This is a genomic window from Roseivivax marinus, from assembly GCF_900109705.1.
Taxonomy (GTDB): Bacteria; Pseudomonadota; Alphaproteobacteria; order Rhodobacterales; family Rhodobacteraceae; genus Roseivivax; species Roseivivax marinus.
The window spans coordinates 38,333-49,778 of the sequence record NZ_FOAI01000020.1; the positions used below are offsets into that span (position 1 = coordinate 38,333).

Sequence of the window (11,446 nt, forward strand, 5' to 3'; positions counted from 1 at the left end):
GGATAATATACTTTCTACTGCGCTTTGTCAGGCTTGGCGATATCGGGCTACTAACTTCCAGGAATCTGATGGAGGCATACATTCCGAGGCATTCTGGAAGTCACCGCATCAAACGCTCGGCCGTCATCGCGACCCCAGCTAGGTCAAGACGACAAGATCTCGCATCAAGATCAAGGAGGTCTCGGCTCAAGTAGTGGTGAAACTTCTCGAACATGAGATTGGGCGCTCCCGCCGCGAGGTCGGGCTCGTCCTGATCTAAAATTCTCTTGAGCGCTTCACACAGTTCGGGCGCGTCCCCCTTGCGCTCCACCGTCAGAAAACCATCGTGCAGTTCGACCTCAAACCCAAGTCCTCTCAGGGCGAGCGCCAGTGATACCGCCTTGATGGTACCTACCCGGATCGCGAGGATGGAGTTGTCCGGTCCGGTAGAAACGATGCTCGCCTGACCGAAGCCGAGCAGGTGGAAGTTCCGGCGCGCCTCTTCGAGGAATTCCGAGGCAGTCTTATCGAGGTAATTCGGCATCTGCTCGCCTTCGAAGACATCGAACATGCGCTCTATGACTTTGTCGTGGATATCTCCAGGATCGCCGCCGAACATGGGCGGGGTTCCTGCCTTGGCCGGCTTGACGACGATCGCTTTCTCGCAGTCGTGTATCTCCTCAACGACCCACCGACGCCCCGAGAAAATCAGCAGCATGCCGGGGGCCAGGATATTGTCGATCGGTATGGTTCCGAGTTCGCGCCCGTCGCATATAAGGCGGAACTCCTCAGGGGTCTTGAAGACAGCATAGAAACCGTAATGCTCGACCAGCTTTTCGCCGACACGGCCGAGCAAAAGGCTCCCGTCGTCAGCTTGTTCAATCAGGGCTGTATCAGCTTCCCCAATTGAGCGCAGAACGTCGAGAAACTGTGCCTGGCTCACGGCGCGAAACGGCCCCTCCCGACAAAGTATGGCGTAAAGGCGGCTTGCCGAAGCGCCTCCGCGCTCCGCAATCACAGAGAGAATTTGATGGACGAGCGTGGACAGATGGAGCGCTTGCGGTTTTGGCGGTTCGCACCACCCCTCCAGCAGCAGCTCAATCATGGCGATGGCCCGGACGAGGCCCAGCCGAAGCCGATCCACGAAGCTGCTATCTGACGATAGCGCTGTCTCGACAGCATACTGCCGCAGGATCGCAGGCTGCCCCTCGCGTCGGCCGGATCGCCCCAAACGCTGGCGAAGGGCAGCGACACTGAACGGCGCGCCGATCTGGGCGACGCAGGTCACATCACCGATGTCGATCCCAAGCTCGAGCGTGGACGTGCAGACCGCCGTCGTCGGCTTGCCGGGGTCTTTCAGCCGACGCTCCACAAAATCACGATGGTCCCGGGACAGGCTCGCATGATGCGGATAAAATTCCTGCGGCATGTGCTCGCGCTCGCAGAGGTCGCGCAATCGGTCGGCATAGATTTCGACCGACTGACGCGCCCCGGCGAACACCAGATTGTCGGTCCCGCGGAGGTTTGCGAAGAGATGTTCGGCGACCGCGTCCGTTGCTGACCGCGCATCGTCCCCTTCGCCACCAGACAAGTATCCCCTGACTTGAAGACGAAGTTCGGACTCGCCGCTATCCCCCTCGATCAGCGTAACCTCGTTCGCGCTATCGGGTCGGAGATACGCTTTGGCGAGCCCCATATCCCCTAGCGTGGCGGATAGTCCGACACGCCGCACCGGATGACCGATTGAGAGCTCCATGCGCGCTAGGAGCGACCGCAATTGCACACCCCGCTCAGTATCAAGCACGCTGTGCAATTCGTCGATCACCACCGCACGCAGGCCCCGGAAGAGTCGCCGTATCTCAAGGCCACGGCGAACGAACAGGGCCTCGAGAGATTCCGGAGTAATCATCAGGGTTCCACCGGGGTTTTTGAGAGCCCGAGCTTTTACCGACTGAGACACATCACCATGCCAAGGCACCACCGGCAATATTGCGTCCCGACAGATGTCCTCGAGCCGCGCGGCTTGGTCTGTGATAAGCGCCTTGAGCGGACCGATGTAGAGCAAATCAAAACCCTGACCCTGCGATCGCGGGCCGTCGAGAACTTCGGAGATCAGCGGCAGAAACGCTGCCTCGGTCTTCCCGCCGGCGGTGGAGGCAGCGATAATCACGTCGCCATCGCCATCAAGGATCGCGTGCGTTGCCCGCGCCTGGATGTCTCGCAACTCGCGCCAGCCCTTCGAACGGATCCATTTCTGGACCGGACGCGCGAGCTTGTCGAACGCAGCGCTCACCGATCAGAGCTTGAAACTGACGAGATCGTCGTCACCCGACGGACGCGCTCCAGTATCCTCGTCAACGTCAGTAAGATCGTCTCCGCCGTCCTCGGACAACTCGATCCTTTCGATCAGGTCGCTCCATTCGGTGCCCGGGTTCTGCTCCAGTATCGACAGCAGGTTCACGAAGGCCGTTACGGTGTTTCGCGGAGTCCGAAAATAGGCCTCGCCGATACGGTCCGAACAGTGCGCCATGAAAGCTTCAAGCGCCGCGTCGGACACCGCGTTACCCTCGTTTTGCATGACCGCACGGACATTTGCCAGCAATACAAACAAATCTTCGGGTGTCAGGTTCGCGAGGCGGATGACGGGCCCCGAAAGATCGACGAGGCCGTCGCGGGCGAAGGTGTTCTCCGCCAGTCGAGACTGCAAGGCCTCGTAGCTGTAAAGCCCGCGGCGTGTGTTCATCAGGAACTCGGGCGTTCCGCCCATTAAGAACCCAAGGTTCTGCGCGCTCCCCTGTAGAACGTCGTTCAGAATACGGAGGATCTGCTCGTAGTTCGCATTGCGAGCCTGTGCCGAGGTCAGCTTGTAGAGATTGACCATCTCGTCAAGCCCGACCAACAAACCCTTGTAGCCTGCCTCGCAAACAAACGCCGACATCAGCTTAAGGTGATCGTAGACACTGGCATCGTCGATGATCGTCCGAACGCCGAGCGCCTTGCGTGCATCAGTGCGTGTCGAGAACTCGCCGCGCAGCCAACGTAGCGCGGCCGATTTCAGATCCTCGTCACCGTTCTCATGCCCTTCCCAGTAGCGCCGGATCACTTCTGCGAACTCGAAACCGCCGGTCAGCTCTTCGAAATGGCCAAGACGTTCACGGATGACCGAGCCGGTCGGGATGTCGCGCGCTTCTGCATCCCGGTGGGCCTGAGATACGAACCGCTCCACGACACTCGCCAGCGCACCACCGTCCGGCTTGGTCCGCGTCGAGAGGTTGCGCGCCATTTCGGCGTAAAGCCCGCGCGCCTGCCCGCCGGTCGCGTGAATACGGCGATCTGGCGCAAGATCGGCAAACATCACGATAAGCCCTTTCTCCAGAGCGACGAGCCGGATCAAGTTCATGAAGAACGTCTTGCCGGATCCGTATTCGCCAATCACGAACCGGATCGCCGAACCGCCATCCGCGATCCGGTCCATATCCTTGACCAATTCCTCGATCTCACGCACCCGTCCGACCTGAATGTGACGCAATCCGAGCTTGGGCACGACACCCGCTCGTAGTGCCTGCACGATCGCATCGCGTTCACGCGGTTTCAGTCTGGACATTCCTGGTCACCCCTCCGAGTTTTTCGTTGATCGCCGCCGAGACATCCGGCGAGACGTCGTATCCGTCGAATTCATCCAGCAACGGCTCATCATAGGTCTCGAACGACCACTCGTTCACCGCTTCGAGTGCGCCAGCGGGCATTACGCCATGTGTGTTGCAGACTGACTGGAACGCCTCTTCGCTCCAATGCGCCTGGGACACCAACGTGCGCACCAGCTCGGCGTGTTTCTCATCGAGTCCATCGAACGGATGGTCTGTTGCGAGACCACCGACGGTCTCGCTCTCTTCGTCCTCAGCGAAGATTTCACCCAGCACCGAGGACACACGTTCTGTGTCCGATCGGATTGCCGCGATACGCGCGCTGTCGAGCGTCCGCGCCTCAGTGACCGGCTCGTCCGGAATGGCCTCGCCGGGAGCCCCGCTCCTTGGTGGGCGCACAGTCCTAGGCCCATCCGGAACAACGCCTGCATGCAAGTCGGAATAAGCGAGTCCGGGGTCCATGCCGAGCGCCTTGTAGAGTTTTTCGATCCCGGCCACCTCCTCAGACTGGATCACACCGTCTGCATGCGCCGCGGCGACGATCGATGCCCTGAGAGCGGCGAGGTCCTCCTCCGCGGACTCCTTCAGTTTTCGCCTGAGAAGAGCAATGTCGGGCGGCACGGCAAGGAACCAGTCTACATTTGCCTGAAGCCGGTGCTTTTCCTGTTCGCTCAAGCCCTCGGCGCTTCGGGCCTGCTCCGCCAGCGCCACTCGCTCTGCCTCAGCAATATGTCCATCCGCGTGTGCCACGAAGGAGGCCAGCGCGAGCTGCATGAGCGCGGAACGGTAGCCCGCCGAGACATCCTCGAGCTTCTCCACCGGCGCTCCGAGATGGAAGAGAACCACAGGCTCTTCGGCTTTGGGGGAACGCAAGGCGAAGCGTGGATCCGGTGCCAGGCCGAACCCAAGACGCGCCAGCGCGTCCGCAGCTCCAGTCAAATGCCGCTTCCCGATCTTGTCCGGTCTGACACCCTCGAGCCGCTTGACGACATCGCCTGCCGTAACGAGACCGCCGGCCGCAACGATCTCCGCCGCCCACGCCTTGAGGGCATCCATTTCGGCGGCGGGAAACAAAGACCAGAGTTCCAAGGGCAGCAGCGCATGCCCTTCCATGGTGCCACGCCCATCGGGATTTCGACCGAGGAATCGGCTATATTTGTCGAGGTCTTCCATCGCTGCCTCGGCGATCTTCTGAGCTTGCTGTATAGGTTGCCGCAAGCCAGACACGTCTGGCACGGGTTTGCCTCCGAGTTCGGCAGTCACCGTTCCGGTAAACTCGCTGGACGCAGCCCTGTATGTCGCCTTCAAGGTTGCCCGTGGCTTGCGAATTTTCAGCCCTTCTGGATGGAGGGCCATGAACTTCAATCTGAAAAGTTCTCTGAATTCCTCGAAGCACCGTGACGCCGGGGTTCGCAATCGGCTCTCTGGATCACACATCAGCCAGCTTAGAACCCAGTCGGCATCGAGTGGCTCGTCCTCCCGGATCCTGACACCGAGAGCCAGCTTCAGCGAGAACGGCAGCTCCCAAGTCTGGTTCTCAAAAATTGGTTCAATCTTGTGGGCTTCGATCACCCCGGCTTGGCCGATTTCGATGAATTCGCCCAGGTATCGCTGAACGGAACGGTTTCCCGGGTATAAACATGCCAGCCGTCGCGCTTCTTTCACGAGATCCTGCCGCTCGTCCTGCGATGGCTCGTCCATGAAAAACCTACGCTCTAGCCCGTAGAAGTAGAGGAACATGTATCCAGGATCGTAGGAGGTATCGGAGCGCCCCGAAGCCAGCCAATCGAGATACGTCGCCCGGCAGCGTGGAGGAATCCCGGAGTATCCCGGCCAGTAGGGCATATCGTGACCGGCTTTGTCGGTTCCTGCTCGAGCAACCGGCAACGCAGGATCGATATAGGGGCGCGACTTCTCACCGTAGCCGTAGGTGCTCAGCGCCGGCGGGGTCCCAACATAGATCATACCGTCTAGGTGCCGCCCCCCAACCTCGACTGTCTCCCCTTTCGGAACCCAGCCCTGACGTCGCGATGCAGACGCGGGGGCTCGCTGTTGGCCACGGTCGCGCCTGGCGGCGATCTCGCGTGAATGCCGTGCGATTGCCGCGTAATCTTGGCTGAACTCCGACCTGCGATTCGAAGATGGCCTCTCCGTGGGATCGGTATTGGTTTTGTTTACAGCGCCCCAAGGTGCCGAACTCTCTGGCGGCGCATACTCGTTGGCTCCGCCCTTCAAACCATGCTTTTCCGACAGAGGCGGAGGCGTCGGAGCACCGGTATGCACCTTATTCGTGCGAGACGCGCGTTTGAGCTTCCTACGCCTCTCAAGGAACCATACTCCAACAGCAGGAGCGATGAAGGCAACCGCCATCTGCGCACCAGGCGACAATATGTCACCGGCTGCGACGATCCCGATCATGGCTACGACGAATAGCAGCGAATACGAGATAACCACGCGAAAAACAGCGAGTATATATTTCATTGAATATGTCCGAGCTTGGCCATTGGCTTATTCTGACGACGCGTGGCCGCTCGGGCAACTGCTGATGCGTGTGGAGCACACTAGCCCTGCAAACGGTGCGGTTGAAGCACTGTTACACGATCAGGTTGATTATCATGCCTGACTAGTGCCTTCTGCACCGCAAAGACCCTTAACCTCTAGTTCTCTATCGTCGCGTGGTGCAACCTTGCAAATTAAGACAGTAAAAATCGTAAACTTTCGATCGATAGTCGACGAAACCATAGATCTCTCTAAATATAACTCGTTTGTCGGCCCAAACGGTGCCGGAAAGTCCACAACACTACATGCATTGAATGTGTTTTTTGGAGAAATAAATAGTTTTTCAGACGAAGACTTTCACGCAAGAAACACTGAGAAACCCATTAAGATCACGGTCACATTCTGCGATCTAGGTGAAGAAGCCGCAGAAGAATTCAAGCACTACGCACGAGCAGATCAGCTTATTGTGCATGCTGAAGTTAGTAAAGCCGACGACGGTAGCTTTAAGAGAGTTATTAGGGGGGAGAGACTAATTTTTCCTCCATTTAGGGAGTATTTTGAGGCCGCAACGGCAAAAGACAGGGGGATCGTATTCAAGAATCTTCGAGAAAGGTATGATGGAATCGACGCGGCAACAAACGATGGAGATCGCTCTGCGGCGCTTGCTAAATATGAGGGAGAGCTGCCCGAGGATCAAAAAGAGCTGGTTCCTAGCGGCGGCGAATTTTTTGGAATTAGTAAAGGTATTCATAAATTTCAGCGCCATTTGTGCTGGGTTTACGTCCCTGCAGTCAAAGACGCGTCCAGCGAATCCGAGGAAGCCAAAACCTCTCACTTGGGAAAGCTCATTCAGCACACCATAAGAAGCCAGATGAACTACGACGCTGAACTTGAGCGCATCAGAACAGACGCATTAGACGCCTACTCAAAGCTTTTGTCGGACCAAACGTCTCACTTGGGAGACTTGCAAGCACGACTGTCGGAGAGATTGCAAGCCGCCGTAATGACAGAGGCAGACCTCAAATTGGACTGGAAGAAGGACGAGAAGTCTGTTTCTGTGCAGGATCCAATCGCGCAGGTGCTTCTGTCCGAACGTGGATATGTTGATCGAGTTGATAAGTTTGGGCATGGGCTGCAACGATCATTTTTACTTGTAATCCTTCAAGAGTTAATGGCCGTTGACAATGCAGTAAGCCCAACACTCATCCTCGGCTGCGAAGAGCCAGAACTTTATCAGCATCCGCCCCAAGCTCGTCACCTTGCAGAGATATTGATGGAATTGGCGGCTGGAGATTCTCAAGTTCTTCTCACCACCCATAGCCCATACTTTATCGATGTTGAGTATTTCGATGGTATCAAGGTTTTCAGAAATACATCTGGCGTAGCAACCGTTTCATCGTCTTCATTCTCAGAAGTCCTGGACAACTACAATACAGCATTCAAAAAACCTCTGCAAAACGAAGATCAAGCGCGCACTAAGCTCGCAATACAAACCCAACCTAAGTTCAATGAGGTATTCTTTGCTGAACGCGTAGTCGTCGTTGAGGGCGTATCTGATTTGGCCTGCATCGAGGCTTATATGCGGCTATCCGGAAAAAGGTCAGAGTTTCAGAAGTCCGGAGCAACCATCGTTGTTTGCGAGGGAAAAAGCTCGCTCGCGCTCATGATTCTAATAATGAAGAGCTTCAAAATTCCGTATCACGCTGTCTTTGACTGCGACTCCGAGTATGAGGAAAAATTCGCTGCCAATCCGGACAAGTTCAGGGAGCCCTATAATGAGCATATTAGGGATAACGACGCGATATTAGAGCTATCGGGGCATGAAAAAATCGGAGGCTTTCCAACCGAACATATTTTTCTGCCAAATGTAACGGGCTGGCGTTTTAATATTGAGAGGACACTCGAAGCAGAGTTTGGCGAGGACATCGAGGCATGCCTACAATCTGGCCGTGACGCCGTCGGTAATTTACGGAATTCCAGAAAGCATCCGCTATTCATTGCGGCGTCTATGTCATCTGCGTGGAATAAGGGAAAGACCTTTCCCGTCCTACAAAAATTGGTAGAACGTATCTTGATCTAGCGCCGAACCACGTAACCGCCTAATCGTCCGAGCCGCAAGCCTCTTCACGTGTCACGCTGCCTAAAAGTTCTCATGACTGCGGGACCGGTTTCTGAGTCAATTACATACTAGTGATGAGATAAAATTGTCGTTGCACTATGTTCCAGAGGTTGTCCGATGACCGCTAGCTTCGATATTTGTCCTCATATTTTTGGCATTCTAAATCGTTATGAGCCAACCCACTGCAACGGTCGGCCTGCGATTAAGATCGAGAGGCCATGTTCCGTCAATATAGAATATATGGAAGAAATAGCGCGAGAACTGCAATCCGATGAGGTGATGGCGCAGCTGGAGTCGGCAGAAGTCGCAACTTTGGCTGTGGTAGCGGCGAACTGCCTACAACGGTGTGGTGACGATGCAGGTGTATCGATCGGGCTCCAGGCCGTCCTTTCTTCGCGCCCAGGTGAACTCGATGCCGACATCGCACTGATTGCGATATCCGATTTCGGGGTTAATCGAGATATCCTCAAGGTCTTTACTGGGATGACGAAGTCCGCTGCCATGATCGACGCAATCATTGAAGCGGCATTACTAAAAAAGGCGCCGTTAGCTGGCTGGCTTAACAGATTCGACGTAAATGCCTTGGTGATCCGGGATAAAAATCAGGCTAGGCGCGCACTCCCTGCAGTAGAGTTCCTGAAAGAGGACCTTGTGCCGACCGTCCTTGTAGCTGCTATGGCTCGCGGCCTCGGTTGGACGCCATGGGTAAAGCTCTTCGCGATTCTATACGATGAGGTCGAACTTGCCCTGGAGGTCAAGTCAACTGTTCCGGCCAGGCGTCAATACGATAATGAAGACACGCTAGCGATGCGGCGGGCGGCATGGGAGAACATACTGCCCGACACCTCGGTCAGAGAGGTCGCACGGCTTATCCTCGATCTCGGCGGAGCTCTTTCATCCTCAGGTCCCGACGTGCGCGCCGTCTACGTCCAGCGTTTGCGCAATGCCATCGGTATTGAGCCCGAACTGCGGCGGGCCGCTTTGGAGGCACTGCTCAGCCGGTGCCCGCCGCAGCAGCACGATCTAGCGCTCTTCGCGGCGACGCGATTTGTGGAAGCAGATGATGCAACATTCATCGGAGCGCTCATCGACCACCCAGACCGAGAGGTTGGCTACCGGGCAGACATGGTGCGCCATGCGGTTTTCGATAAATCTGATGGTGACGAAGTCTGGCCGACTCCGGGTGTCAGCACGATCTCTGGCGGGCTTTTCAGCATCCGACTCAACCCAGTTTCGTCGGAACACTCGCACACCTGGATCGGCGACCGTCTCATCGAATTACTCATTGAACAAACAGTGGCCGGTGAGGAAAAAAGGTTCTCGCAGCAATATCAAGATCACAGCGAGGAGGGCGAGGAAGGACTACTGCGCAGCTTCTTCTCCGACCTCGCTTACCGCCTTCGCGACTTGGGAGACAGCCTGCGGGCGACGGCGAGGGCTACCGGCTCATCCCGCGTTACAAGCATTGATCTGAACTATCGGCCAGTCGACAAGTCAGAGGAGGGGAAGCCTGGAGTGAGCCCGAGAGGAGACCTAGCGCCACCCTCATTCTCCGCTGATCTTTGCTTGATCGTCGATCCGTATCTTGAAGGTCGTCCACTCGGCAAGCGGGCCACGCTCGTGCAGGCGAAGCGACTACGGCGTAAGGACACCACCCGCCCGGAGAAAGGTTTAGCAAGTTCCTTCAGACTGGAGCCCGGGCAGATGTCGGACCTGCTCCGGCAGACCGGGTCGTCATTCTATTTGTTCCAGTGCCCGGGGCTGCTCGACAGAGGCATTCCGATAGTCCCAACGCAGCTGGTTGAGGATCTGGCGCGGTTTAACTCTGGGAGCGCCTCGCAACTTCCAACGGACCTAGTCGGTCCGGCGTCTCGCCCGTTCGCGGAATGGCTCACATATATGGTGCTCGGTTTGCGGACGGGTGACCCGTTTGCAGAGCTGGTTGCCAAGGCTGAAGGTGCAGACGGACGGCGACCGCGCCCGTTGGCGAGTTTTGGAACTGTTGAGATCGTGGTTCGCGTAAATGATATCAAGCCAAGGGACGGCTAAGGCCTGTCAAAGTCGAGCTTTTCGCCGTTTGCATTGGTGCGATCGGCTAAATTGAAACCGGAAAGCTGCGGAGAGATAATTCCTAGCCGATCACCCTTCCCGCCTCTCGAGCCATTCCGCAATCATACGCCGAATCATCTCGGGTCTCGTGGGCACATCCTGCTCGACCCGCCTTGCATCGTCTATGGCCTGCAGCATCTCCGCATCTACGCGCACTAGGACCGGCGATGTATCGACTTTCGGTCGGCCTTTAGATTTCATGATATTGACCTCTTGATTTTTCAATATCAAGATCACATGTAATGCGTGTCGGCGCAAGAGTTGCAGCTCCCGCACCGACACTGACCACTTTGATCTGTTGGGAGATCTCCATGGCTGCGCACGCCCTTAGCACGACCCCACTTTCGTCCGGAACCTGTTCCGAGAACTTCTTCGGCAATGCTGACGCGCTCGACGCGATCATCGATTATTTGCACGCGGCCATCGACGCCGAGGCGCTCATCGGCGATCGATTTTTTGATATCGAGCTGAGCCAGTTTGCGCATCAGGCCGCGGATGCTTGGGCTACTTGCGAGACCGCAACGCTTCGTTTCCTTGTGCGCTCTCATTTAGGAGACGCACATGTGCTCGCTGGAGAACATGTGCTCGACGTGCTCCAGGATCGCGGACTCGATCACGATCGCCTGCGCACCGCGCCTGTGTCCCTGATGGACGCGGCCTGCCGTTCGGCCGCGCAGGTGGATCCCGTGAGCCTGGTCCTGACCCGGCAGCTGTCGCACCTCGCCTCGCTCCTTCGGGTCATCATCGAGAACAGCGAGGTAGCCCTCGATCCGGATCCGGATCCGGACTTTGATCCGGACGCGCCCTCACACGGCTGAACCCTTTTCCCGTTCGCATCCAAAGGCCCCGAGCTCAGCTCGCGGCCGCCCCTCACAATCTCTATCTGCTTCGGGAGGCTCCCCATTCGCAGTTTCGTCCCACATCTCCTGCATCGTTGATGACTCTGAAGTCACTCTGCGCGCCGGGCTCCTGCCCGCCGCGCTGCACGAGGCCGCCGCCCTCGCCGGCTTCGACATCCTCTCCCGGCTCACGGATCGCAGCCGGCTGCTGATCCGCTGCCGGACCTGCGACACCGTTCTCGTCAAGCGCCGCAGCG

8 protein-coding genes are annotated in these 11,446 nt (G+C 57.1%); 3 read left to right on the forward strand and 5 right to left on the reverse strand.

Annotated elements, in window-relative coordinates:
* Nucleotides 1–100: 100 nt before the first annotated feature.
* The 3 genes from BMX29_RS17840 to BMX29_RS17850 are packed head-to-tail and all read right to left on the reverse strand — an operon-like array spanning nt 101 to nt 6,104.
* The gene (locus tag BMX29_RS17840; RefSeq protein WP_092815586.1) at nt 101–2,272 is read right to left on the reverse strand and encodes a DEAD/DEAH box helicase; all 2,172 of its coding nucleotides are present in this window, start codon (nt 2,270–2,272) and stop codon (nt 101–103) included.
* A gap of 3 nt (nt 2,273–2,275) precedes the next feature.
* A complete protein-coding gene (locus BMX29_RS17845) occupies nt 2,276–3,583 on the reverse strand; it encodes an ATP-binding protein (protein WP_092815589.1) in 1,308 nt (435 codons plus the stop codon).
* Nucleotides 3,561–6,104, reverse strand: coding sequence for a tellurite resistance TerB family protein (locus tag BMX29_RS17850; protein WP_092815592.1), 2,544 nt, complete (start codon nt 6,102–6,104; stop codon nt 3,561–3,563). Before BMX29_RS17850 ends, BMX29_RS17845 begins: the two co-directional genes overlap by 23 nt.
* Nucleotides 6,105–6,309: 205 nt before the next feature.
* Between BMX29_RS17850 and BMX29_RS17855 the strand changes: the two genes are divergently transcribed.
* Together BMX29_RS17855 and BMX29_RS17860 are read left to right on the forward strand one after the other, a co-directional pair.
* Nucleotides 6,310–8,202 carry an ATP-dependent nuclease gene (locus tag BMX29_RS17855; protein ID WP_175471229.1) on the forward strand — a complete coding sequence of 631 codons (1,893 nt, stop codon included), beginning with the start codon at nt 6,310–6,312 and terminating at the stop codon, nt 8,200–8,202.
* A gap of 156 nt (nt 8,203–8,358) precedes the next feature.
* Complete coding sequence (locus tag BMX29_RS17860) at nt 8,359–10,290, forward strand: hypothetical protein (RefSeq protein ID WP_139197085.1); 1,932 nt, start codon at nt 8,359–8,361, stop codon at nt 10,288–10,290.
* 90 nt (nt 10,291–10,380) lie between these two features.
* Here the strand turns inward: BMX29_RS17860 and BMX29_RS19775 are convergent, their stop codons facing one another.
* Nucleotides 10,381–10,551, reverse strand: a complete 171-nt coding sequence (locus BMX29_RS19775) for a ribbon-helix-helix protein, CopG family (RefSeq protein WP_084782747.1) — start codon at nt 10,549–10,551, stop codon at nt 10,381–10,383.
* 110 nt (nt 10,552–10,661) lie between these two features.
* Here BMX29_RS19775 and BMX29_RS17870 point away from each other — a divergent pair, with 110 nt between their 5' ends.
* Entirely contained in the window at nt 10,662–11,168 is a 507-nt protein-coding gene (locus BMX29_RS17870) for a hypothetical protein (RefSeq protein WP_092815601.1), read from the forward strand.
* Nucleotides 11,169–11,229: 61 nt separating this feature from the next.
* Here the strand turns inward: BMX29_RS17870 and BMX29_RS19445 are convergent.
* A partial coding sequence (locus BMX29_RS19445; protein WP_217644403.1) for a hypothetical protein occupies nt 11,230–11,446 on the reverse strand: 217 nt, incomplete at its 5' end.